The following is a 22,534-nucleotide window of genomic DNA, read 5'->3' on the forward strand; positions in this document are numbered from 1 at the left end:
GTTCGACTTTTCTGGGGTGGGTTTTGTGACAGCGATGACGGGTATGAAGACGGTGCGCGCAGGCGCCATGTTGCTGGCGGGCACGATGCTGTCGGGTGTTCCCGTCATGGCGCAGACCGCGCCGGGTACGGGGCCGGGCGCACCCGCGGCAGGCGCCGCGCCGGTTCAGGCGGTGGCGCCTGCGCCGGTCCGCACGATCAAGACGCTGCGCGTCGAGGGTGCTCAGCGTATTGAGCCCGAGACGGTGCTCTCCTATACCAAGCTGCGGGTCGGCATTCCCTACACGCCGGAAACGCTGGACCAGGCGCTGAAGGATCTTCAGGCGTCCGAACTGTTCGCGGACTTCTCGATCACTGGCGTCGAAAGCGGCGACATCGTGCTGCGCGTGCGCGAGAACCCGATCATCAACCGGGTCATCCTTGAGGGCAACAAGCGCCTGAAGGAAGACAAGATCAAGAAGGAGATCAAGCTCGCGCCGCGGCAGATCTTCACCCGGACCGCGGTTCGCCAGGACGTCGCGCGCATCGTCGAGCTGTATCGCCGCCAGGGCCGTTTCGGCGCGGTGGTCGAGCCCAAGATGGTCAATCTCGACCAGAACCGCGTCGACGTGGTGTTCGAGATCAGCGAGGGGCCGAAGTCCAAGGTTCGCCAGATCAACATCCTAGGCAACGAGAAGTTCTCCGACGACGAATTGCGCGGTGCGATGTACACCAAGCAGTCGCGCTGGTTCCGCTTCCTGTCGTCGGCCACCAGCTACGACCAGGATCGTCTGGCCGCCGACCAGCAGAAGCTGCGTCTGTTCTACCTGACGAACGGCTATGCCGATTTCCGCGTGACCAGCGCGGTCGCCGAGCTGACGCCGGACAAGAAGGACTTCATCATCACGTACGTGGTGGAGGAAGGCCCCCGCTACAAGTTCGGTGACGTCAAGGTCGACAGCCAGATCCGCGACTTCGACAATGCCAAGCTGGCCCAGTCGCTGCCCATGAAGAAGGGCGACTGGTACAATGCCAAGCAGGTCGAGGACTCGATCGACAGCCTCAGCCAGACGGCGGGCCTGTTCGGTTATGCCTTCACGAACGTCGAACCCGATTTCCAGCGCGACAAGGAAGCGCTGACGATGTCGATCACGTTCAACATCGCCGAGGCCAAGCGCACCTATGTCGAGCGGATCGACATCAACGGCAACACGCAGACGCAGGACAAGGTCGTCCGCCGCGAAATCCGCGTGGCCGAGGGCGACGCCTTCAACAGCTTCCAGGTCCGCCGCAGCCAGGATCGCATCAACTCGCTCGGCTATTTCCAGGAAAAGCTGGAGATCAAGCAGAACCCCGGTTCGACGCCCGACCGCATCGTCCTGGAAACCAATGTCGAGGAACAGTCGACCGGCTCGCTGCAGCTGTCGGCGGGTTACTCGTCGCTGGAACGCTTCATCATCCAGGCGAACATCACTCAGCGCAACTTCCGCGGCAAGGGCCAGGAACTGCGCGCGGGTGTGAACTATTCGGCCTATTCGAAGTCGATCGAACTCGGCTTTACAGAGCCTTATGTGTTCGACAAGAACATCGCGCTGGGCGTCGACGTGTTCCGCCGCGACTTCAACTCGTTCAACTATCTGGGCACCACCCGCCAGACGACCTACAGCCAGGTGTCGACCGGCTTCCAGGTTCGCGCGGGCGTGCCGCTGACCGAATATTGGTCGCTGTCGGGTCGCTATGGCCTGACCTATGACGAGGTCGGCCTGGCGTCGTCCTTCTTCAACGCGGACGGCACCTGCAACTTCCAGCAGGCGGGCCGCTATCTGTGCGACTCGATCGGCAATCGCTGGACCTCGTCGGTCGGCTACTCGCTGATCTTCGACAGCCTCAACAGCCGCCTGCGCCCGACCGCTGGCCAGCAATTCTCGTTCAGCCAGGACTTTGCGGGTCTGGGCGGCGACGTGAAGTATATCCGCACCCGCGCACAGGCGGCCAAGTTCAAGGGGCTCGGCAAGGGCTTCGTGTTCTCGCTGCAGGGCGAGGGCGGCTATATCCACTCGCTGGAGAGCAGCCGTGGACCGGGCATCGATCCGGTCCGCATCGTCGATCGCTTCTATCTGGGCGAGCCGCAGTTCCGCGGCTTCGACATTCGCGGCGTCGGCCCCCGCGTGCTGCGTATCCCGTATGTCATCGGTGCGGACGGTAGCCAGTCGCGCCAGACCGATCGCGACCAGATCGTCGACGACGCGCTGGGTGGCCGCGCTTACTATCTCGCCCGCGCCGAGCTGGAACTGCCATTGGGTTCGGGTGCGCGTGAAATGGGCCTGCGGCCCAGCATCTACGTCCAGGCGGGTAGCCTGTGGGGCATCACCCGTCCGCTGCCGTCGCTCAACTTCCCGCAGGCGCGCGATGCCAGCGGCAACCTGCTGTTCAACAAGGACGGCTCGCCGACGCTGGCGCCTGCGCTGGCCGTGGATGGCCAGGGTCGCCAGCTGTATGTCGTGCCGACCGGGGCGGACAATGCGGGTCAGTTCACGACCTGCGCCGTCGGCTTCTCGGCGACGTCGGGCGGCGCCTGCTCGGGCACCAGCGCGAACACGGTGGCCCAGAATACCAGCTATGCGGTCGAGCAATTCTATGGCGGCACGTGGCGGCCGCGCGTTTCGATCGGTGTCGGTGTGAACTGGAATTCACCATTCGGACCGCTGCGCATCGACCTTGCCAAGGCATTGGTCACGCAGCCGGGCGACGACCCCAAGCTCATCACTTTCAACGTAGGGACGCAGTTCTGATGAAGACGATTTCCAAGCTCCTCCTCGCGGCGGCCCTCGTCGCGCCCGCCGCGACCGTCGCGACCAGCGCCAGCGCGCAGGTGAACGGCGTTGCCGTCGCCGACCCGCAGGGTGCGATCGCCGGTTCGCGCGCCTGGACCGCCGCCCGCCAGCAGATCGAGACGACCTACAAGGCCCAGCTCGATCAGGCCGAAGCCCGCCGCGCCGCGATCGGCCGCGAGCTGGAGCCGCTGGTCCAGGCGTTCCAGACCGCCCGTTCGGCCCCCAATGCCAACGAAGCGGCGCTGCGCACCCAGGCCCAGTCGATCCAGACCCGTCAGCAGGCTGGTGAGCAGGAGCTCGCCCGTCTGACCCAGCCCGCCGCGCGCGCGCAGGGTTACGCCATCGAGCAGATCCAGGCCCGTCTGGGCGAAGCGGTGCAGAACGCCGTTCGCGCCAAGAATGTCAGCCTGCTGGTCAGCCCGCAGGCAGTGCTGTTCATGCAGCCGACCGCCGACATCACCTCGGCCGTGACGGCCGAGCTCGACAAGCTGGTCCCGACCGTCAGCATCACGCCGCCCGCCAACTGGCAACCCGGCCAGCAGGGCCAGCAGGGTGCCGCCGCCGGTGCCGCGCCTGCCGCCGCCCCCGCCGCGACCGCCCCGGCGCGTCGCCAGAGCAGCGGCCGGTAATTCGTCCGTGAGCGAGTCGGAAAAGACCACCATGGGCCCGCTCGACATCGGGCGGGTCATGGCGGCCCTGCCGCATCGTTACCCGATGCTGCTGGTCGATCGTGTCGAGGAAATCGTCCTCGACACGTCGATCCGCGCGGTAAAGGCGGTGACGATCAACGAGGGCTTCTTCCAGGGCCATTTCCCCGGCCGTCCGATCATGCCGGGCGTGCTGATCGTCGAGGCGCTGGCGCAGGCCGCCGGTGTCCTGGCGGTAGAAAGCCTGGGCCTCGCGGGGTCGGGCAAGCTCGTCTATTTCATGGCGATCGACGGGGCCAAGTTCCGCAAGCCCGTGGAACCCGGTGTTCTCCTCCATCTGGAGGTGACGTTCGTGCAGAAGCGCTCGAGCGTCTGCAAGTTCGCCGGTGTCGCCAAGATCGACGGGGTGACCGTGGCCGAGGCGAACTTCACCGCGATGATCGCCGATCCGCCCAAGGCCGCCTGATCCGGCCGAGTCGCGATTTTGACTAAGGGGGCGCGGTCCGCTATGGGCCGCGCTTCCCGTTTTCAGGCTGGTCGGAACCAGCCATATTCCGGAGCACTATCATGAAGACCGATACGCACCCCGACTATCACATGATCAAGGTCCAGATGACCGACGGCACCGTGTTCGAAACCCGCTCCACCTGGGGCAAGGAAGGCGACACTATGCAGCTGGACATCGATCCGCTGGCGCACCCGGCCTGGACCGGCGGCCGTGGCTCGCTGCTGGACACCGGCGGTCAGGTCGCGCGCTTCAACAAGCGTTTCGGCGGTGGTCTGACGCTCCGCAAGTAATCGATTCGCCCTATCGGCGCGTTGACATGGGTCCGGTGCTTCCCTCGGGGAGTGCCGGACCTCTTGCGTTCGGGGGCGGCGAAAATTTTCGAAACGCGGTTTGCGCTCTATTAACCAGCGACGCGTAGTATTGCCGCATGTTCGCCGCTGAATTTGAACCCGCCCATCCGGATACCCGCCGCTCGCCGCGTGCGACAACGGTCCTGGATGCCGACCTGGACCGTGGCGGGCTCGCCCGCGCGCTATGCCGGGTGCTGGACATCTCGGTTCAGGGGGCGAGGCTCCAGACCTATACGTCGCTCAGCCGGGGATCGCGGATCCTGTTGCGCCTGCCGCAGGTGGGGGAGGTAGCCGCCGACGTCGTCTGGGCGACCGACTTCGCGGCGGGCTGCCAGTTCCAGACGCCGCTGGCGCCCGAGGCGTTCGAGATTCTGGCACCGCTGACCTGATTCGCCGCGCCCGGCACAAGGCCGGGCTGGTCAGTTCCCGATCGTTGCGCTACGCAGTGGCAAAGTCGTAACAATCGGAACTATCTTGACCCTGCCAGTCACTCCCGCGATCACGCTGCCCCGTGGCGAGGACAGTGTCGCCGCCGTCAGCGTCACCGAGCTGTTCACGATCGGCATCGGCCCGTCCAGCTCGCATACCGTCGGCCCGATGCGCGCGGCCAAGGCCTTTGCGACCGAGATGCTCGACACCGGGCTGATGCCGGTGCGGGTGCAGGCGGAATTGTTCGGCTCGCTGTCGCTGACCGGGCGCGGGCATCATAGCGACCGCGCGGTCCTGCTCGGCCTGGCGGGGGAGACGCCCGAGACGGTCGACCCCGATGCGATCGAGGTGCTTCTGGCCGATATCACCGGCACGGGGCGGATCACGCTCGACGGACGCCACGCCATCCCCTTCGATCATGAGGCGGATTTGCTGTTCCGGCCGGGTTTCCTGCCCGCGCACCCCAACGGCATGGTCTTCACGGCTTTCCTGGCGGACGGCAGCGCGGTCATCCGCCGTTTCTATTCGATCGGCGGCGGCGCGATCCGGATGGAGGGGGGCGAGCCGACGCGGACCAACCGGCGGCTGGCGCATCCCTTCGCCTCCGGTGCCGAACTGCTCGAGCGGACCGAGGAAACCGGACTGTCGATCGCCCAGATCGTCCGCGCCAACGAAGCGGCATGGCGCGAAGACAGCGAAACCGATGGTTTCCTCGACCGGGTGCGCGATGCCATTTGCGCGGCGATCGAACGCGGCTGTGCGGCATCGGGCATCCTGCCGGGCGGGTTGAAGGTTCAGCGGCGCGCGCAGGCGATCAAGCAGAAGCTGCTCGACCGGGGCCCGCGCACCGACCCCAGCTTGGTCTTCGAATGGGTCAGCCTGTGGGCGCTGGCGGTCAATGAGGAGAATGCGGCCGGTGGGCGCGTCGTCACCGCGCCGACCAACGGGGCGGCGGGCGTCATCCCGGCGGTGCTGCGTTATTACGAAGCCTTCGTCCACGGTGCGACGCGCGACGGCGTCCGCACGCTGCTGCTGACCGCGGCGGCGGTGGGGATGCTCTACAAGAAACGCGCGTCGATCTCGGCGGCCGAAATGGGGTGCCAGGGTGAGGTCGGCGTCGCCTGTTCGATGGCGGCGGCGGGGCTGGCGGCGGCCTTGGGCGGCAGCGCGGCACAGGTCGAGAATGCGGCCGAGATCGGCATGGAGCATAATCTGGGCCTGACCTGCGACCCGATCGGCGGACTGGTCCAGATCCCGTGTATCGAACGCAACACGATGGGCGCGATCAAGGCGATCAACGCCGCCTATCTGGCGCTGCACGGCGACGGCAAGCACATCGTCAGCCTGGACCAGGTGATCGAAACGATGCGCCAGACCGGCGAGGACATGAAATCCCAATATAAGGAAACCAGCCTCGGCGGCCTTGCGGTCAACGTCGTCGAGTGCTGATCACCGCGCCGCGGCCCAGCGGATCGCGTTGGTCAGGATGCGGCGATAAGCGGGATCGTCATAAAGCTGCGGCTCGTGCCCCAGTGCCGAATAGAAGACATGCCCCTTGGCGCGCGGGTTGATCCACATGATCGGGTGGGTGCCCATGCGTAGGCTGTCGCCGGGACGATAGCTCGCCTCGTCCAGCTGGGCGAGGACGGTCATGCCCTTTGCGGCGGGATTGCCATCAAAGCTGTACCATTCGTCGCGCGGGATCCAGGGTGTCTTGACGCCCCCCATGACGGGATGGCGCGGCTGGACGATCTCGACGCGGGCGGGCTGGATATGGTCGGCACCATTGGGGTGGCCGGTAAAGGTCGTGCCGATGATGGTGTCGACATACCAGGGCGCGGTATGGCTGTTATCGCCCGCCGCATGCAGCGCGACGATGCCGCCGCCGCGCGCAACAAAACGGGCCAGCGCGGCCTGCTGATCCGCGGTCATGAACTCGCCGCTGGCGCTATTCAGTACGACGACCGAGAAATGCGAAAGCTGGTCGTCGTTGAAGACGGCGGCATTCTCCGTCGTGAAGCTGGGACGCTTAAGACCCGTGGCGATGTCGGCCAGCACCGCGTTGGAATGCGGGATATGCTCGAAATGCCGCCAGCCATTGGTCTTCGAGACGATCAGGACACCGTGCTTCAGGCCAGCGGGCAGGGTGGGGGCGACGGTATCGACCACCTTGGCCGGCAGATGCGGATCGGACGGCACTTGCGCCACCGCGACCAGCGCCATCATCATCAGCGTTTTCAGCATCATCGCTCTCCCTTTTCGGGGAGCGTAGCAAATCCTCCCCGGTACGGGGAGGGGGACCATGCGCCGCGTGGTGGAGGGGGCTTTCCGCGTAGGACATTCCTCGTGGAAGCCCCCCTCCGTCAGGGCTTTGCCCTGCCACCTCCCCTTGCAGGGGAGGAAATTTGCATCAATCCGCTGCGATCGGGCCGTCATGCGGCTTGGGACGCCGGGTGAACCAGGTCAGCGCGGCCAGTACGACGCACAGCCCGGCCGACACGTAGAAGATGTCGGTCGAGGCCAGCAGATAAGCCTGACCCACCATTTGCCGTGTGACGGCGGCGGCGGCCTGGGTGTCGGTCAGGCCCAGATGGTTCAGGCCGGTCTTCGCCATCTGCCACACCGGGCCCTGGCCGATCGCTTCGGACAAATGAGCCTGGTGCATCGCTTCGCGCCGGTCCCACATGGTCGTGGTCAGCGATGCGGCGAAACTGCCTGCCGTGATGCGCGCGAAGTTGGAGATGCCCGTCGCCGAGGGGATACGCGCTTGCGGCACGCCGTCCAGCGCGATGGTCAACATGGCGAGGAAGAAGGTGCTCATCGCGATTCCCTGCACCATCAGGGGCAGGACGAAATCGCTGAAGCTCGCCTGGGTGTTGAGCCCCGATCGCATCCAATAGGATACGCCGAATGCGACGAAGGCGATGGTCGCCATGATCCGGGCATCGACCTTGCCCGACAGGCGCGCGACGATCGGGGTGAGCACGACCGCCACCGCGCCACTGGGCGCTGCGACAAGCCCCGCCCAGGTCGCGGTATAGCCCAGCTGGGTCTGGAGCCAGAGCGGCAGCAGCAGCGTGTTGGCGAAGAACACCGCATAGCCGAGGCAGAAGGCGAGCGTGCCGATGCTGAAATTGCGCCCCTTGAACAGCGACAGGTCGACCGCCGGATTGGCGTCGGTTAGCTCCCAGATCAGCCAGGCGACGAAGCCGACGATCGCCACCACGGTCATCACCACGATTCGGGGCGAATGGAACCAGTCGTCGTTCTTGCCCAGGTCCAGCATCATCTGGAGCGCGCCGACCCAGACGACCAGCATGATCAGGCCGACCTTGTCGATCGGCAGGTTGCGGGTCGGCGTCTCGCGGCTGGAAAGCCCGCGCCAGCACACGCCCGCGCAGAACAGCCCTACGGGGACGTTGATGAGGAAGATCCAGCTCCAGTGATAATTGTCGGAGATGTATCCGCCCAGGATCGGTCCCATGATCGGCGCGACGAGGGTGGTCATCGACCAGATGCCGAGTGCGGTCGACCGTTTCTGCGGCGGGAAGATCGAGATCAGCAGCGCCTGGCTGCCCGGGATCATCGGCCCCGACACCGCGCCCTGCAGGATGCGGAAACCGATCAGCGAGGACAGGTTCCACGCGATCCCGCACAGGAACGACGCGACGGTGAACAGGAAGACCGAGACGCAGAAGGTCCGCACCACCCCGAACTTGCCCATCAGCCACCCGGTCAGCGGCACCGCCACGCCGTTGGCGACGGCGAAGGCGGTGACGACCCAGGTCGAGTTGTCCGAACTGACGCCCAGATTCCCCGCGATGGTGGGCAGCGAAACATTGGCGATGGTCGAATCGAGCACCTGCATGAAGGTGCCCAGCGCCAGCGCAAAGGCGATCAGCGCGAGCGATGCGCCTTTCAGCGGCGCGGGGCCATCCCCCGCGCCGCCCCGTGCAGGGGCCCCGGCCATCAGCGGTTGGCCGCGATGATCTGAGCGATCCGGGCCTCGACCGCCGGGTCGTTGGCGTCGGTCGTGCTGGTCTTGTACGTCTGGTTCGCGGCGGTGCCGATGCGTGGGCCGTTCTGGTCGGTGGTGTCGACCGTCACGGTCGCGGACAGGCCGACGCGCAAGGGATTCCGGCGCAGTTCGTTGGCATCCAGCCCAATGCGCACGGGCACGCGCTGCACGATCTTGATCCAGTTACCGCTGGCATTTTGCGGCGGCAGCAGCGCAAAGGCATTGCCGCTGCCCGCACCCAGGCCGACGACCTTGCCGTGATAGACGATCTTGCCGCCATACATGTCGGCGGTGATCGTCGCGGGCTGGCCGATGCGTAGGTCGCGCAGCTGGGTTTCGCGGAAATTGGCGTCGATCCACAGCCGGTCGAGCGGGACGACCGCCATCAGCGGCGTTCCTGCGGCCACCTGCTGACCCACCTGCACCGTGCGCTGCGCGACGACGCCGTTGATCGGCGCGATGATGTGCATGTGGTTGCGGGTGATCGCGGCGCGACGATAGGCGGCGATCGCGGCCATGACGGCCGGATTGGTGTTCACGTCGGTGCCCTGCACGGCACTGCGGGTCTGGGCCGCCTGGGCGCGGGCGAGCGTCAGGCTGGCGGTCGCGACCTTTACCGCATCGGCGGCGTGCGACAGTTCCTCACCCGACACCGCGCCCTCGGCGGCGGCGCCCTGGCGGCGGGCGTAATCGGTCCGCGCGCGGGCCAGTTCGGCCTCGGCCTGGACGATCGCGGCACCGCTCTGGTTGACCTTGGTGAAGTCGGCGCGGGTCGAACGCACCGCGCGCGCCAGATCGGCGGCGGCGGCGGCCAGGCCGACATCGGCGGTCGCTGGGTCGAGGTCGAGCAGGGGCGCACCGGCCTTTACCGTCTGGGTATTGTCGGCATGGATGGCCAGCACCTGCCCAGGATCGCGGGCGGTGATCGCCACCACGTCCCCCGCGACATAGGCGTCGTCGGTCTCCTCCTCGGGCGTGGCGAGCAGGAAGTGGAACACTGCCCACACGATGGCGGCGATCACGACGACCGCCGCCAGGATGATCAGGCCGGTCTTGCGCGCCTTGGGCTTGCCGCCGGTCGGAGCCTGGGTGGTCGGTGCGGAGGGAGCCGGGGAGGGGGCGGCTTCGGTGTCGCTCATTGCGGGATACCTTGCGAAGAAGAAGAGAAACCGCCGCCCAGGGCGACGGCCAGCGCGATGCGCGCCTGGACCGCATCGGCGGCGAGGTTGGCGTCGGCCTGATCGGCCTCCAACTGGCGGATGTCGGGGTCGATCAGCCCGAGCTGCGATTGCAGGCCGCTCGATACGCGAATGGCGTTCAGGCGGCGGGTTTCGGCCAGGCCGCGGGTGACCTCGGCCTGGCGGGCGCGCTCGTTGGCGATGGTGCGGCTGCGCGTGACGGCATCGGCGGCCTCGCGCACAGCGCCGACGACGCGGTCGTTATAGTCGGCGGTGGCCAGGTCGAGCGCGGCGGTCGCGCCCGCCAGACCCGCGCGCAGCCGTCCGCTGTCGAAGATCGGCAGATGGATGGCGGGGCCCGCGCCCACCGTGCCCGCATCGGCGGTAAACAGATTGCCCAGCCCGACCGCCTGGAAACCGGCCAGCGCCGTCAGATTGACGTTGGGCAGGAACGCCTTGCGCGCGACCTCCTGTCCCTTGGCGGCGGCGTCGATCCGGGCAAGGGATGCGGCGATATCGGGACGCCGCGACAACAGGTCGGCGGGCACCGTGGCGGGGATGGGCAGGGCGCGGTCGAACGCGATCCGGGTCGGTGCGATCGTGGCGGGATAATCCAGTCCCCGCCCGGCCAGTGCGGCCAGCGCATTGCGTGACAATGCGGCCTGCGCTTCGGCGCGTGCCAGCGCGACCTGCGCCTGGGCGAGCAGCGTCCGTGCCCCCGTCGCGTCGATCTGGCTGGCCAGCTGGTGCCGGATCCGCGCCTGCACCAGGGTCAGCGAGCGGCCGCGCGTCGTGATCGTCTGGCGCGCGATCGCCGCTTGCCGCTCGGCGCGGGCCAGCTCGACATAGGTCTGTGCGACCGACCCGGCCAGCGCCAGTCGGGCGGCCGTGACGTCCAACACGGCCGCGCGGGTGGAAGCGCGCGCCGCGTCGATCGCCGCAGCCTGTCGCCCGAACAGGTCGATCGTCCAGTTCAGATTGGCCTGCGCTTGGCCCAGCCATTGCAACGTGCCCGCATAGGGCGGCGGGATGATGTAGCGGCCAGAGATGCGGTTATACTGTTCCTGCGCGTCGAGCGTCACCGACGGGCCATCCTCGGCACGACGCACGGCGAGCACCGACTGCGCCTGCCGAAGCCGCGCCATCGCGACATCGAGCGAGGGATTGCCGGTCAGCGCGTCGCCGATGATCCGGTCGAGCTGCGGATCGCCCAGCCCGCGCCACCATTCGGCGGCGACCAGCGGTGCCTGTGCATTGCCGAGCCCCAGCCTGTCGGGCGTGGTGGGGGTGACGACGGGGTGCGCCTGCGGCACCGAACAGCCTGCCAGCAACAGGCCGGTCAGCAGGGCAAAACGCTTCATGCGAAGGTCTCCAGAGTGTTGCGCAGGCGAAGCAGGTAGCCGACGAAGCGTGCGACATCCTCGCCCGGCCAGTCGGCCAGCCAGCCGTCCCAGCGGTCCATGACCTTTTCCTTGCACCGATCGGTCACGATCCGCCCCGCATCGGTCAGCGACAGGCGGACGACCCGGCGATCGGTGGTGCTGCGCGCTCGCTCGACCAGGCCGCGTTCCTCCAGCGTATCGAGAATACGGGTGGTCGCGCCGGTATCGTGGCAGAGGTGGCGCGCCAGTTCGGCCGCCGTACCGCCAAGCCCGTGATGGAGCGCCATCAGCGCGCTCCACTGGATATGCGTGACTTCCTCATCGGCAAACACCGGCTCCAGGCCGATCCGCGCCAGTTGGAAGACGCGTTTCGTCAGATAGCCGACCGAGCGTTCCGGATCGAAGCTGTCGTAAGTTGTGGATGACATATTGCTGCCTTGGCAATCATTGCCTGGGCAGTCAATTTGCTTTGCAAATATGACATGTTTTTCATGATCGGATCGGTGGGCCGCCGATCCGATCATGGGCAAACGCCGTCTTAAATGACGCCGATAAGCTGTTTGATCATGGAGATATTCGGAACCTCATCGGCCCGTCACCCACGATGCGCACAAAAAAGGCGCGGACCGCTCTCGCCGTCCGCGCCTCTCCGTCGCCTGATAGGATGAGTTATTGCTGAGCCTTGTATCGCGGCTGGGCGCGGCCCGCCTCGTCGGCGGCCTGACGGATCAACTGGACGTTGCGCTTGATCGAGGCGGCCAGCGCCGACCGAATGGCTTCATCCGCGTCGGACCCGGCAGGCACTTCGCGAAGAAGCTGGAGCCACTCGCCAATGGCCTGGTCATGCTGGCCCTTTAGGTCCTTTTCCATCGCGAAATAGAAGCGGGCACGCGGATCGCGCGGATCGAGTGCCACCGCCTTGCGGAAGGCCTCCGCCGCACCGGCGGGCAGGCCGACGCCCTCGCTATTGCTGGTCTGCATCAGCGCTTCGCCCAGCGCCGACCACGCCAGCGGCTGGTTGGGGTCGATGGCCAACGACGCGCGATAGGCGGTGGCGGCCTCGTCGAAACGACGCTTTGCCAGCATCGCATCGCCCAGTTTCTTCTGCGCGGCGGCATCGCCCGGCGCCTTGGCTGCGGCGGCCTGGGCCACGGCTGGATCGACGGCGGCGGTGGGGCGCTCGACGAAGACCGGCGGTGGCGTCGGACGATCGGCGGGGCGGCGCAGCAAGCCGCGCACGGTGACGGCGAGAATCAGAAGGACGAGCACGACGCCCAGAATGACGAGGAGCTTCTTGCGGCGTGTCATGGATCATCCCTGTTGATGGCTCGGGGCGTTCCTATCACCCCGCTGTCCTTGATATAAGGTAAATGCCCGGCGGCATGGCAATCACTATGTCTTGTCCTGAAACAGATTTTGGGAAGTCTTTGATCGGTAAAGGAATTGTCTCGCGCCGCCACGAATGCGATAGGACCGGGCAAATTGCATTGGCCCAGAGAAAGAACGACCCATGATCCGCTTCGATCGCCGCATGGCATCATGTCTCGCATCCGGACTTGCGGCGATCGCCATCATGGCGGCGGGCGCGACGACGGTGCAGGCCGCGCCGGGGACGTTCACGACCGAGGCCAATGACAGCTACACCAGGCAGCTGACGCCGCCCGCGGGATCGACGACGGTCGACTTCAACGCGGGCTTGCCCAATGGTTTCTCGCTGAACGGCGGGCTGGTCGCATCGTCATCGCAATGGGGGCTCTTCAACTGGAATTATCTCGCGCCCGCAGGTGATAACAGCAAGTTTCTGGTCACGATGCCCAACACCACGACGACCCTGAATGCCGATCCGAAGTTCGGCTATGGCGGCATCGCACTGAACTGGGGTTCGATCGACAGCGCCAACGTGCTGGATATCCTGGACATGGCAGGTCAGGTGATCGACCGGCTGACCGGGGCGGACGTATCGGGCGGGCTGCTGGCCAGCAACAACCGCTATGTCACCTATCGAATCGATCCCGCCAACGGGCAACTGATCGGCGGCCTGCGCTTTTCGTCGCCCAATATCCTTGGGCACGCCTTCGAGGTGGATGATGTCTCATTCTTCGGGGCGACGCCGGTTTCGGTGCCGGAACCCGCGTCGATCGCGCTGTTCGGCGCAGGGCTTGCCGGGCTGGCCAGCGTGGTCCGGCGGCGTCGCCGCGCCGCCTAAGCCGATGGCATCGCTGGAAATGCGCCGTATCGGGACGGTTGATCCGTATCGGGACGCTGATGGTGGGGATCGGGTGTGGCGATGACGCGTCTTATCGGCCATCACACTGTACATATTGATATTCGGTACAAAACAGGGAGGCTGGAGATGGCTCGTATTGCAAGGATGATCGCCGTGGCAGGTATCGCCACCGGCGTCGTGGTTTCGACCCCGGCGAGCGCCACCACCACCACCACCGCGCCGACCAAGGGCACGGTCACCTCGGCGACCGGCGATCAGACGGCGGTGCGCTACGGCACGGCGACCGTCGACTTCAACGGTGCGGGCACCGGCGCAAGCTACACGCAGAACGGCTTCTCGCTGAGCGGCGGTGGCGTTCTGCAGACGGGCAATGTCAACGGCACCAGCGCACCGCTGGGCGATACGACCCAGTATCTGTCGGTGAACGGTGGCAAGACCGCGACGCTGAAGGCAACCGACTCGACCAAGTCGGGCTTCGAGAGCGTCAGCCTGTATTGGGGGTCGATCGACTCCTACAATCTGCTGTCGATCCTCGATACTGCGGGCAACGTCATCGACAGCTTCTCGGGCAATTTCGTGGCGTCGCCGGGTTCGAACGTCGACGGCGGCAACGCCTATTCCGACCCCAAGTATAATCAGTATGTCACGTACACGCTGAACAGCCTGACCGGCCAGAAGATCGGTGGCCTGAAGTTCGCCAGCTCTTCCGATGCGTTCGAGCTGGACAACGTGACCTTCTTCAACAGCGCGCCGACCTCGGTGCCGGAACCCGCCACGCTGACCCTGTTCGGCGCCGGCATCGGTGGTCTGGTCGCTGCGTCGCGTCGTCGTCGCAAGAAGACCGCTTGATTTCAGGCATGGCCGAAAGGGCCAGTCGGCAACGACCGGTCCGTCGGACGAGAAGGGGTGGCCTCGGCCGCCCTTTTTTTGTGCGCGATCCCGAGGTTTCATGACCTGCCCCAGGCTGTCGACCCGCCGGGCCTGCATCTTGGCGCTTGCGAGCCAAACCGTAGCACCGTTCCGGTCGCCGCCCGGGTGGCAGGACCATATTTCAGATCAGGCGGATCAAACTATCGGGGGGCAGGGGCAACATCGATTGTTTGGGTTCGGACGGACGATTTTATAAGTCGACGGGGCTTCCACCGCTCCCCACAAACCCCGCTCTCGCCAAGGCGGGAGCAGGGTCTGCGGCAGATGGGCGGTTCACGCGGTCGCGCTGTTCTGGGTCTCCATCTCGCCCATCACCCGCGCCCTGCGGCCATAGACGAATTCGAACAGCGGGCTGGCCATCATGGTCGTCACGATCGCCATCAGCACGAGCATCGAGAACAGGGTGGGGCCGATAATGCCCTTTTGCAGCCCGATATTGATGATGATCAGCTCCATCAGGCCGCGCGAGTTCATCAGCGCGCCGATCCCCATGGCGGTGCGATTGTCCTCGCCACAAGCGCGTGCCGCGAAGTAGCAGGCCCCGAACTTGGCGGCGATCGAGGCGGCCAGGATGCCGAGCGCGATCAGCAGCAGCGGCAGCGAGTTGACCATGTCCATGCGCGTGTTCAGCCCCGAATAGGTGAAGAACATCGGCAGCAGCAGGACGACGGCCAGCGGCTCGACCTTCTTCTTGAGCTCCGCGACGAACAGGCCGCGCGGCATGAAGACGCCCAGGATGAAGCCGCCGAAGATGCCGTGCACCCCGATCGCATCCATGATGAAGGCCGACAGGCAAAAGGCCATGAGCGTGACCGCCAGCACATTGGTCGACATCTCCCCCCTGGCCTCGACCGCGCGGCCGAGCGGTGCGAGCAGGCGGTGGCCGAACAGGATCAGGAAGCCCACATAGATCACCGCCCCGCCGATCGCGAGGATGGCGACGCCGCTGCCGCCGCCAAAGGTCGCCAGCACGATGGCGAGCACGCACCAGGATGCGGCATCGTCGAACGCGCCCGCCGCCAGCGACAAGGTGCCGAGCGGGCTGTTGGCCAGCCCGCGCTCGTTGATGATCCGCGCCAGCATCGGAAAGGCGGTGAGCGCAATGCACGCACCCAGGAACAATGTCGCATTGGCCTGGCTGATCCCCGCCGCGAACAGCCCCGGCACGGTCAACAGCAACGGCGTGATCGCCACCGCGATCAGAAAGGGGGCGATGACACCCGAAGCGGATACGGCGATCGCGCTGCGCGCCTTGGACTGGAAATGATCGAGCCGCAGGGTCAGGCCGACCAGGAACATGTAGAGCGCCACACCGAGTTGTGCCCCCGCATACAGGACGTTGCGCGTCTCTTTCGGAAAGATCGCCCCCTGCAAATCGGGGAAGAACAGGCCGAGCAGCGAGGGGCCCAGCACGACGCCCGCGATCATCTCGCCCACCACCGGCGGCTGGGCCAGGAAACGCTGTCCCGCCCAGCCCACCACGCGACAGGCCAGCAGGATTACCGCCAGCTGAAGGAAGAAATGGATGCTGTAGTCGCCGGGAACATAGCTGGCCGCCGCCCCCGCGGTCGCGGGGCCGTGTGGCGACAACATGCCACCGGCCGTCTTCCAGAAACTGTCGATCGCGTCATTCATCGATGGCGTCCCCCCTCCGTGCCCGTCGTCTGAGCGAACGGTCGCTGGATAGCGAGGGCAAGCGGCATCGTCTTGCAATGGGAATTCTCCCGCGTTCGACCGATTTTCCCGGCCCCCTCGCTTAGTGTGTTTCGGATGCTACAAGGTAGGCACGTGCCTACATATCGGATGTGGGCCGCATCCGGTTTTGGGCGATATGAAGACGCTGACCAGTCGGGAATTCAACCAGGATGTCAGCCGAGCCAAGCGGCTGGCGCGAATCGAGCCGGTATTCATCACCGATCGCGGGCGGCCCACCCATGTGCTGCTGGGCATCGGGGCCTTTCGGCAACTGGCCGGGCAGACCGACAATATCGTCGACCTGCTTGCCATGCCCGAGGATGCGGCTCCGGCACCCGTCGGGCGGCGCGACTGGGACCGGACCCGCTAATGTATCTGCTGGATGCGGGAGTGGTGGCCGAATTGCGCGGGGCGCGGGGCGGCGGTGCCGATCCGGGGCTGGTCGATTGGGCGATGGGCGTGCCGCGTCACGAACTGTTCCTGTCCGCCGTTTCGCTGCTCGATCTACAGGAGGATTTACCCCCACCGCGCAAAGGCGGTGAGGCGGGGGACTGGATCGCTGATCGGGTGCTGCCTGCCTTTGAGGGGCGGATCCTGCCGGTCGATATGGCGGTCGTACGGCGCTCGGCGGGGCTGGGCTATGCGCAGACCCGCGATGCGCTGCTGGTGGCGACCGCACTCGTCCATGGCTTGACCCTCGTCACGCGGCACGTCGCGGCGTACAAGATCGGGCGGCCCAAGCTGTTCTGCCCCTGGGGTTTCGTGCCCGAGACCGTGGGTGAGGACTGGCGACAGGCCGCGCGCGGGGGATCGCCCTGGTTCCGCAACCTGTTCGTGAGGATGTAAGCGTGACGGAGGGAAAGGGAAAATCCATCCTGATCGTCGGCGGCGGCACCGCAGGATGGCTGACCGCCGCCTATCTGGCGCGCTTCCTGGGCGATCGGCCTGGCGTCATGATCACGCTGCTGGAAGCACCCGAGATCGGACCGATCGGGGTGGGCGAGGGCGCCTTTCCGACCATTCGCAATACGCTACGCTTCCTGGGGATCGACGAGGGGCGGTTCATTCGCGCGGCGGGGGCGACCTTCAAACAGGGTATCCGCTTCGATGACTGGGGTCACGCCCCGGCGGCGGAGTGGCGTCATCGGTATTGGCATCCGTTCGACCCGCCCTTTCAGGCTGATGGCGTCGACTTGGTCGCGCACTGGCTGGCGCAGGACCCCGCCACGCGCCGCCCCTTCGCCGAGGCGGTGACGATCCAGCACCGCGTGGCCACGGCCGGACGCGGACCCAAATCGGCGGGGGAGGGGGCGTTCGACGGGCCGCTCAGCTATGCCTATCATTTCGACGCGCACCGGCTGGTCGCGTTACTGGCCGATCATGCGGTCGCGCTGGGCGTTCGCCACCTGCATGGCCGGATGACCGGGGCGACGGTGGGCGAGGACGGCCGGATCGACCATGTCATGACCGATCGGCAGGGAGTGCTGACCGCCGATCTCTATGTCGATTGCACCGGCCAGCGGGCCGAACTGATCGAGGGCGTGCTGGGCGAGCGATTGGTGTCGGTGCGTGACCAGCTGTTCACCAATCGCGCGCTGGCGTGCCGGGTGCCGCATGACGAGGAGGGCGTTCCTGCGCTCCAGACCATGACGATCGCGACCGCTCACCCGGGGGGCTGGACCTGGGACATCGGCCTGGCCGAAGGGCGGGGGATCGGCACCGTCTATTCGGATGCGCATATGGGTGACGACGCGGCGCTGGCCACGTTGGCGTCATATCTGGGTCGTGATCCGGAGACGCTCGAGCCACGGCTTCTGAGCTTCGAACCCGGATACCGGCGGCGACCCTGGATCGGGAACTGCGTCGCGATCGGGCTGGCTGGCGGCTTTCTCGAGCCGCTGGAGTCGACCGGGATCGTGCTGATCGAGGCGGCGGTGGCGATGCTGGCTGAATTGTTTCCGCATCACGGCCCCGTCGCGGCCCCCGCCGCGCGGTTCAACATGCTGATGACCGCGCGGTATCAGACGATCGTGGATTTCTTGAAGCTGCATTACTGCCTCAGCCGCCGCGACGAGCCCTTCTGGCGGGACAATAGCGAGCCCGGCTCGATCTCGAAGCGGCTGCGCGACCTATTGGAGCAGTGGCGCTATCGTCCGCCGGGGCGGTTCGACTTCACGTTGGATGTCGAGAGCTTCGCCTATTTCAACTATCAGTATATTCTTTACGGCATGGGATTTGCCGATGGAGATCGCACGCCCGCCGGTTCGTCGGGCGAGGCGGAGCGGCTGTTCCGCAAGCTTCGGCTATTTGGGGACCGGGCGGTGGCGGACTTGCCCAGTCATGGCGATCTGGTGGCCGCGATGCGGGGTTAAACGCGGTTCGTTTTCCCTCTCAAACAGGGCCGCAGATCGGATGAGGGGTGTTCCGGCCGGCGGAACACCCCTTCACCATTCTCTCACGCACTCCCCGCCAAGTCAGGCGATCGCGGGCAACTTGTCCAGATGCTTCTCCAGCGTCAGCGGATAGTCGCGGATCCGCACGCCGGTGGCGTTATAGACCGCATTCGCCACCGCCGCGCCGACGCCGCACAGGCCCAGTTCGCCCACGCCTTTGGCCTTCATTGGATTGGCCTTGTCGTCGGCTTCTTCCAGGAAGACCACCTCCTGATGCGGAATGTCGGCATGGACCGGCACTTCGTAACCCGCCAGGTCGTGGTTCACGAAGAAGCCGAAGCGCTTGTCGACCGCCAACTCTTCCATCAGGGCCGAGCCGACGCCCATCGTCATCGCCCCGATCACCTGGCTACGCGCCGCCATCGGGTTCAGGATACGTCCCGCCGCACACACCGCGAGCATCCGCCGCAGTCGGGTGACGCCGGTATAGGCGTCGACCCCGACCTCGACGAAATGCGCGCCGAAGGTCGACAACTGCCAGGTCTTGTCGAGCGTGCCGAACTCGATCCGGTCCTCGGCGGTCAGTGCCCCGGCGGAGGCGGCATCGCGCAAGGCGACCGACCGGTTGCCGCCCGACACCTTGCCATCGGCAAAGGTCAGATCCGCCGAGTTGAAGCCCAGGCGCTGCGCCACCGCCTCGCGCAGCTTGACACAGGCGGCATAGACGCCCGCCGTCGCATTGGCCGCGCCGAACTGCCCGCCCGAGCCCGCCGACACCGGATAGTCGCTGTCGCCCAGCCGAACGTCGACCGCGTTCATCGGCACGCCCATCATCTCGGCGGCGGTCTGCGCGATGATCGTATAGCTGCCGGTGCCGATATCAGTCATGTCGGTCTCGACCAACACGCGCCCGTCCTTGCCCAGCGTGACGCGCGCGCCCGACTTCATGTTCATGTGATTGCGAAAGGCGGAGGCGACGCCCATGCCGACCAGCCAGCGTCCGTCACGGACCTGGGCGGGTTTGGCATTCCGCCGCGACCAGCCGAAACGCTGTGCGCCCTCTTCCAGGCAGCGGACGAGCTGACGCTGCGAAAAGCGACGTTCGGGCTTTTCCGGATCGACCTGGGTGTCGTTCTTCACGCGGAAGGCGACCGGGTCCATGCCGAGCTTTTCGGCCATTTCGTCCATCGCGATTTCGAGCGCCATCATGCCTGGTGCCTCGCCGGGCGCACGCATCGCATTGCCCTCCGGCAGGTTGAGCACCGCCAATCGCATCGAGGTCAGTCGATTGGGCCCGGCATAGAGCAGCTTGGTCTGGTTGACCGCCGTCTCGGGACCGCCGCCGGGCAGGTCGCCCGACCCGCTTTCGTGCGCGATCGCCTGGATCGCGCCGTCCTTGGTCGCGCCGATGCGGATACGCTGCGTCGTCGCGGGGCGGTGGGTGGAGTTGTTCGCCATCAGCGGTCGCTGCATCGCGACCTTGACCGGCCGCCCGACCGCCTTAGCGCCCAGCGCCGCCATCACGGCATCGGCACGTAGGAACAGCTTGCCGCCGAATCCGCCACCGACATAGGGCGAGATCAGCCGTACCTTTTCCTTGGGCAGGCCCAGCGTCTTGGCCAAGTCGCCACGCCCCCAGGCGATCATCTGGTTCGAGGTCCAGACGGTCAGCTCATCGCCCTGCCACGACGCGATGGAGGCGAAGGGCTCCATCATCGCATGGCTGTGGTCGGGGGTGGTATAGGTCGCATCGATCTGCACCGGCGCGGCCGAAAACGCCGACTCGAACGTGCCCGTCCGGTCTTCCTTGCCCGGCTTGCCTTCCTCGGCACCGGCCAGGGGAGCGGACTTCAGCGCGTCGTCCAGATCATATTGGCCCTTGGCCCGCTCATAGTCGATGCGGACCAGTCCGGCGGCGGCGCGGGCCTGTTCGAACGTCTCGGCGACGACGATGGCGACCGCCTGGTGATAATGGTCGACATCGGGTCCCGCGAGCAGCTTGACCGTGTTGAAATTGCCCTTACCCAGCGGCCCCGCCTCGTTGGCGGTAACGATGTTCAGCACGCCCGGCGCACCGCGCGCATCGTCCAGGTTCATCGACCGGATACGACCCTTGGCAATGGCCGCGCCGATGATCCAGCCATAGGCGGCATTGGGTGCCTCGGCATGATGTTCATAGGCATAGGGCGCCATGCCGGTCGTCTTGCGCGGGCCGTCGATGCGGTCATGCGCGCGCCCGACCACGGTCATGCGGTCGATGGGATTGGTGCCCGCGGGCTCGGTGAACTTCATGCGGTCCTCGCCTGGCTGATTGCGGCCGCCAGCGTCCGTTCGACGAGCGGCACCTTATATACATTGTCCGACGTGGGTCGGGCATCGGCCAACAGCCGGGCCGTCACCGCCTTTGCCCCCTGCGGCATGGCGGCTTCCGCCGCCTCCACCCGCCAGGGTTTGTGTGCGACGCCGCCGACCGCGACGCGGCCAGTGCCATCCTTCTGGATCACCACCGCCACCGATACGAGCGCGAAGGCGTATGAGGCACGGTCGCGTACCTTCTCATAGATATGCGTGCCGCCGATCGGGCGCGGCAGGGTGACCGCGGTGATCAGTTCGCCCGGTTGCAGCGCAGTTTCGATATGCGGCGTGTTGCCCGGCAGGCGGTGGAAGTCGGCGATCGGAATGGCGCGGGTCTGGCCTTCCGGGTTCACCGTCTCGACCACCGCGTCCAGCACCCGCAGGGCGACGTTCATGTCGCTGGGGTTGGTGGCGATGCAATCGCTGCTGGTGCCGACGACCGCCAGCTGGCGCGAATAGCCGCCGATCGCGCTGCATCCCGAACCCGGCTTGCGCTTGTTGCAGGCCATGTTGGTGTCGTAGAAATAGGGGCAGCGGGTCCGCTGGAGCAGATTGCCCGCCGTCGTCGCCTTGTTGCGCAGCTGCCCGCTCGCCCCGGCCACGATCGCGCGCGATAATACGCCGTAATCGCGGCGCACGCGCTCGTCTGCGGCCAGCGTCGTGTTGCTAACGAAGGCGCCGATGCGAAGGCCACCTTCCCTGGTCTTTTCGATCCGGTTCAGGCCGACATCCTGCACATCGATCAGATGGGTCGGCGTCTCGACCTCGATCTTCATCAGGTCGAGCAGGTTGGTGCCGCCCGCCAGGAACTTCGCGCCGGGCTTGGTCGCGGCGCGTGCCGCCGCCATCGCGTCGCGCGCCCGCTCATAGGTAAAGGGCTTCATGCCTTAGCTCCCGCGACATCCGCCATGGCGTCGGCGATGTTCGAATAGGCGCCGCATCGGCAGATATTGCCGCTCATCCGCTCGCGCATTTCCATGCCGGAGGCCTGGGGCCTCGCGGTCAGGTCGGCCTGGACATGGCTGGGCACGCCGCGCTTGATCTCGTCGAGCACCGCCACCGCCGAGCAGATCTGGCCCGGCGTGCAATAGCCGCACTGATAACCGTCGTGCCGGACGAAGGCGGCTTGCATCGGGTGCAGCTTCTCGGGCGTGCCGAGTCCCTCGATCGTGGTGATGCTGTCGCCTTCGTGCTGGAGCGCCAGGCTGAGGCAGCTGTTGATCCGCTCGCCGTTCACCAGCACCGTGCACGCGCCGCATTGGCCGTGGTCACAGCCCTTCTTGGTGCCGGTCAGGTGCAGATGTTCGCGCAGCGTATCGAGCAGGGTGGTGCGCGGGTCGATCGACAGGGTTCGGGACTGGCCGTTCACCTTCATCGTGACGGGCATGGCGGCGGGATCGGGCGGCATGGTGGTCTTTCGGCTCTGGGCATCGACGGCGGTGGCTGGCGCGGAGACGGCCATGGCGGTCGCGGCGCCACCGACGATCATACCCCGGCGCGACACCGAGAATTCACTGCATTCGGCCAAATCCCGGCTCCCTTTCACCTGTCTCGACCATCATCCAGAGAATGTGCCCTCGCAAGCGCATGGCGCTCGAGCGAAGGGGCCG

21 protein-coding genes are annotated in these 22,534 nt (G+C 66.3%); 11 read left to right on the forward strand and 10 right to left on the reverse strand.

Translation table 11 applies throughout. The features are described 5' to 3' along the window. Nucleotides 1–34: 34 nt before the first annotated feature. From bamA to SOM26_RS00230, 6 genes are all read left to right on the forward strand, one after another. The gene (gene bamA / locus SOM26_RS00205) at nt 35–2,770 is read left to right on the forward strand and encodes an outer membrane protein assembly factor BamA (RefSeq protein ID WP_414711990.1); all 2,736 of its coding nucleotides are present in this window, start codon (nt 35–37) and stop codon (nt 2,768–2,770) included. Beyond that, complete coding sequence (locus SOM26_RS00210; protein WP_320450722.1) at nt 2,770–3,441, forward strand: OmpH family outer membrane protein; 672 nt, start codon at nt 2,770–2,772, stop codon at nt 3,439–3,441. The genes bamA and SOM26_RS00210 overlap by 1 nt, the downstream gene beginning before the upstream one ends. A 31-nt stretch (nt 3,442–3,472) precedes the next feature. Beyond that, nucleotides 3,473–3,925, forward strand: a complete 453-nt coding sequence (gene fabZ / locus SOM26_RS00215; protein ID WP_320451253.1) for a 3-hydroxyacyl-ACP dehydratase FabZ — start codon at nt 3,473–3,475, stop codon at nt 3,923–3,925. A gap of 101 nt (nt 3,926–4,026) precedes the next feature. Next, on the forward strand, nt 4,027–4,257 hold the full coding sequence (gene rpmE / locus SOM26_RS00220) for a 50S ribosomal protein L31 (RefSeq protein WP_058717894.1): 231 nt from the start codon (nt 4,027–4,029) through the stop codon (nt 4,255–4,257). Between the two features lie 137 nt (nt 4,258–4,394). Further along, nucleotides 4,395–4,706, forward strand: coding sequence for a PilZ domain-containing protein (locus tag SOM26_RS00225; protein WP_320450723.1), 312 nt, complete (start codon nt 4,395–4,397; stop codon nt 4,704–4,706). A gap of 85 nt (nt 4,707–4,791) precedes the next feature. Further along, nucleotides 4,792–6,195 carry an L-serine ammonia-lyase gene (locus SOM26_RS00230; protein WP_414711991.1) on the forward strand — a complete coding sequence of 468 codons (1,404 nt, stop codon included), beginning with the start codon at nt 4,792–4,794 and terminating at the stop codon, nt 6,193–6,195. On the opposite strand, the gene SOM26_RS00235 is transcribed toward SOM26_RS00230, so the two are convergent. The 6 genes from SOM26_RS00235 to SOM26_RS00260 form a co-directional block, all read right to left on the reverse strand. Beyond that, entirely contained in the window at nt 6,196–6,993 is a 798-nt protein-coding gene (locus SOM26_RS00235) for a ThuA domain-containing protein (RefSeq protein WP_320450724.1), read from the reverse strand. A 163-nt stretch (nt 6,994–7,156) separates the two neighbouring features. Next, nucleotides 7,157–8,716 (reverse strand): DHA2 family efflux MFS transporter permease subunit, encoded by a 1,560-nt coding sequence (locus SOM26_RS00240; RefSeq protein WP_320450725.1) that lies wholly within the window; start codon nt 8,714–8,716, stop codon nt 7,157–7,159. Then, nucleotides 8,716–9,903, reverse strand: coding sequence for an HlyD family secretion protein (locus SOM26_RS00245; RefSeq protein ID WP_320450726.1), 1,188 nt, complete (start codon nt 9,901–9,903; stop codon nt 8,716–8,718). Before SOM26_RS00245 ends, SOM26_RS00240 begins: the two co-directional genes overlap by 1 nt. Next, complete coding sequence (locus SOM26_RS00250; RefSeq protein WP_320450727.1) at nt 9,900–11,303, reverse strand: efflux transporter outer membrane subunit; 1,404 nt, start codon at nt 11,301–11,303, stop codon at nt 9,900–9,902. The genes SOM26_RS00245 and SOM26_RS00250 overlap by 4 nt, the downstream gene beginning before the upstream one ends. Further along, a complete protein-coding gene (locus SOM26_RS00255) occupies nt 11,300–11,752 on the reverse strand; it encodes a MarR family winged helix-turn-helix transcriptional regulator (RefSeq protein WP_320450728.1) in 453 nt (150 codons plus the stop codon). The genes SOM26_RS00250 and SOM26_RS00255 overlap by 4 nt, the downstream gene beginning before the upstream one ends. Nucleotides 11,753–11,993: 241 nt before the next feature. Further along, the gene (locus tag SOM26_RS00260) at nt 11,994–12,632 is read right to left on the reverse strand and encodes a tetratricopeptide repeat protein (RefSeq protein WP_320450729.1); all 639 of its coding nucleotides are present in this window, start codon (nt 12,630–12,632) and stop codon (nt 11,994–11,996) included. A gap of 202 nt (nt 12,633–12,834) precedes the next feature. On the opposite strand from SOM26_RS00260, the gene SOM26_RS00265 reads away from it, so the two are divergent. Both SOM26_RS00265 and SOM26_RS00270 read left to right on the forward strand, forming a co-directional pair. After that, nucleotides 12,835–13,530 (forward strand): Npun_F0296 family exosortase-dependent surface protein, encoded by a 696-nt coding sequence (locus SOM26_RS00265; RefSeq protein WP_320450730.1) that lies wholly within the window; start codon nt 12,835–12,837, stop codon nt 13,528–13,530. A 147-nt stretch (nt 13,531–13,677) separates the two neighbouring features. Further along, nucleotides 13,678–14,400, forward strand: coding sequence for an Npun_F0296 family exosortase-dependent surface protein (locus SOM26_RS00270; RefSeq protein ID WP_320450731.1), 723 nt, complete (start codon nt 13,678–13,680; stop codon nt 14,398–14,400). 354 nt (nt 14,401–14,754) lie between these two features. On the opposite strand, the gene SOM26_RS00275 is transcribed toward SOM26_RS00270, so the two are convergent. Beyond that, a complete protein-coding gene (locus tag SOM26_RS00275) occupies nt 14,755–16,116 on the reverse strand; it encodes a cation:proton antiporter (RefSeq protein WP_320450732.1) in 1,362 nt (453 codons plus the stop codon). 196 nt (nt 16,117–16,312) lie between these two features. Here SOM26_RS00275 and SOM26_RS00280 point away from each other — a divergent pair, with 196 nt between their 5' ends. The 3 genes from SOM26_RS00280 to SOM26_RS00290 are packed head-to-tail and all read left to right on the forward strand — an operon-like array spanning nt 16,313 to nt 18,548. Next, nucleotides 16,313–16,546, forward strand: a complete 234-nt coding sequence (locus tag SOM26_RS00280) for a type II toxin-antitoxin system Phd/YefM family antitoxin (protein WP_320450733.1) — start codon at nt 16,313–16,315, stop codon at nt 16,544–16,546. Further along, nucleotides 16,546–17,022: a PIN domain-containing protein gene (locus SOM26_RS00285; RefSeq protein ID WP_320450734.1), complete on the forward strand. Its 477-nt coding sequence runs from the start codon at nt 16,546–16,548 to the stop codon at nt 17,020–17,022. Before SOM26_RS00280 ends, SOM26_RS00285 begins: the two co-directional genes overlap by 1 nt. Before the next feature lie 2 nt (nt 17,023–17,024). Beyond that, nucleotides 17,025–18,548 (forward strand): tryptophan halogenase family protein, encoded by a 1,524-nt coding sequence (locus tag SOM26_RS00290; protein ID WP_320450735.1) that lies wholly within the window; start codon nt 17,025–17,027, stop codon nt 18,546–18,548. Between the two features lie 102 nt (nt 18,549–18,650). Here the strand turns inward: SOM26_RS00290 and paoC are convergent, their stop codons facing one another. The 3 genes from paoC to paoA are packed head-to-tail and all read right to left on the reverse strand — an operon-like array spanning nt 18,651 to nt 22,452. Continuing rightward, nucleotides 18,651–20,861, reverse strand: a complete 2,211-nt coding sequence (paoC, locus tag SOM26_RS00295) for an aldehyde oxidoreductase molybdenum-binding subunit PaoC (RefSeq protein ID WP_320450736.1) — start codon at nt 20,859–20,861, stop codon at nt 18,651–18,653. Further along, nucleotides 20,858–21,808: an FAD binding domain-containing protein gene (locus SOM26_RS00300; protein WP_320450737.1), complete on the reverse strand. Its 951-nt coding sequence runs from the start codon at nt 21,806–21,808 to the stop codon at nt 20,858–20,860. The genes paoC and SOM26_RS00300 overlap by 4 nt, the downstream gene beginning before the upstream one ends. Continuing rightward, on the reverse strand, nt 21,805–22,452 hold the full coding sequence (gene paoA, locus SOM26_RS00305) for an aldehyde dehydrogenase iron-sulfur subunit PaoA (protein ID WP_320450738.1): 648 nt from the start codon (nt 22,450–22,452) through the stop codon (nt 21,805–21,807). Before paoA ends, SOM26_RS00300 begins: the two co-directional genes overlap by 4 nt. Nucleotides 22,453–22,534 lie beyond the last annotated feature (82 nt).

It is taken from the genome of Sphingomonas sp. CFBP8993, from assembly GCF_034044895.1.
Classification (GTDB): domain Bacteria; phylum Pseudomonadota; class Alphaproteobacteria; order Sphingomonadales; family Sphingomonadaceae; genus Sphingomonas.

Bases quoted from the DNA above. Each gene is read 5' to 3' on its own strand.
- bamA (WP_414711990.1), top strand. From the start codon at position 35: ATGACGGGTATGAAGACGGTGCGCGCAGGCGCCATGTTGCTGGCGGGC.
- SOM26_RS00210 (WP_320450722.1), top strand. From the start codon at position 2,770: ATGAAGACGATTTCCAAGCTCCTCCTCGCGGCGGCCCTCGTCGCGCCC.
- fabZ (WP_320451253.1), top strand. From the start codon at position 3,473: ATGGGCCCGCTCGACATCGGGCGGGTCATGGCGGCCCTGCCGCATCGT.
- rpmE (WP_058717894.1), top strand. From the start codon at position 4,027: ATGAAGACCGATACGCACCCCGACTATCACATGATCAAGGTCCAGATG.
- SOM26_RS00225 (WP_320450723.1), top strand. From the start codon at position 4,395: ATGTTCGCCGCTGAATTTGAACCCGCCCATCCGGATACCCGCCGCTCG.
- SOM26_RS00235 (WP_320450724.1), bottom strand. From the start codon at position 6,993: ATGATGCTGAAAACGCTGATGATGATGGCGCTGGTCGCGGTGGCGCAA.
- SOM26_RS00240 (WP_320450725.1), bottom strand. From the start codon at position 8,716: ATGGCCGGGGCCCCTGCACGGGGCGGCGCGGGGGATGGCCCCGCGCCG.
- SOM26_RS00245 (WP_320450726.1), bottom strand. From the start codon at position 9,903: ATGAGCGACACCGAAGCCGCCCCCTCCCCGGCTCCCTCCGCACCGACC.
- SOM26_RS00250 (WP_320450727.1), bottom strand. From the start codon at position 11,303: ATGAAGCGTTTTGCCCTGCTGACCGGCCTGTTGCTGGCAGGCTGTTCG.
- SOM26_RS00255 (WP_320450728.1), bottom strand. From the start codon at position 11,752: ATGTCATCCACAACTTACGACAGCTTCGATCCGGAACGCTCGGTCGGC.
- SOM26_RS00260 (WP_320450729.1), bottom strand. From the start codon at position 12,632: ATGACACGCCGCAAGAAGCTCCTCGTCATTCTGGGCGTCGTGCTCGTC.
- SOM26_RS00265 (WP_320450730.1), top strand. From the start codon at position 12,835: ATGATCCGCTTCGATCGCCGCATGGCATCATGTCTCGCATCCGGACTT.
- SOM26_RS00270 (WP_320450731.1), top strand. From the start codon at position 13,678: ATGGCTCGTATTGCAAGGATGATCGCCGTGGCAGGTATCGCCACCGGC.
- SOM26_RS00275 (WP_320450732.1), bottom strand. From the start codon at position 16,116: ATGAATGACGCGATCGACAGTTTCTGGAAGACGGCCGGTGGCATGTTG.
- SOM26_RS00280 (WP_320450733.1), top strand. From the start codon at position 16,313: ATGAAGACGCTGACCAGTCGGGAATTCAACCAGGATGTCAGCCGAGCC.
- SOM26_RS00285 (WP_320450734.1), top strand. From the start codon at position 16,546: ATGTATCTGCTGGATGCGGGAGTGGTGGCCGAATTGCGCGGGGCGCGG.
- paoC (WP_320450736.1), bottom strand. From the start codon at position 20,861: ATGAAGTTCACCGAGCCCGCGGGCACCAATCCCATCGACCGCATGACC.
- SOM26_RS00300 (WP_320450737.1), bottom strand. From the start codon at position 21,808: ATGAAGCCCTTTACCTATGAGCGGGCGCGCGACGCGATGGCGGCGGCA.